The organism is Marinobacter sp. UBA2498, assembly GCF_002341575.1.
GTDB lineage: Bacteria > Pseudomonadota > Gammaproteobacteria > Pseudomonadales > Oleiphilaceae > Marinobacter > Marinobacter manganoxydans.
Map to the genome: position 1 here is coordinate 52,865 of NZ_DDOI01000124.1, position 297 is coordinate 53,161.

1 pseudogene is annotated in these 297 nt (G+C 55.9%); it reads left to right on the forward strand.

What is annotated here, in order from left to right:
• Positions 1 to 106: 106 nt before the first annotated feature.
• A pseudogene (locus B2W52_RS17575) lies at positions 107 to 297 on the forward strand (long-chain fatty acid--CoA ligase); the annotation flags it as partial.

The window sequence follows — 297 nt, forward strand, 5'->3', positions numbered from 1 at the left end:
GCCGAGGATATGGGAGAAACTGCACTCGTCCATCTACATCAAGATTCAGGAGACCGGGCGTTTGCGGCAGGCATTGTTCAAATGGGCAATCCGGGTGTGTTCGCCTATGGCCACGAAACCCCGCGCAGACTGGAACCTGAAGGAGAAATGCCTGTATGGCATCAGTTACTGGCTTGTGTTGCGCGCCTTGCAGAATTTTATCGGCCTGCGCCGATGCAGTATTGCGCTCACCGGGGCAGCCCCTATATCAACCGGCATACTGGAGTTCTTCCGGACCATCGGCATTCCCCTGGTAGA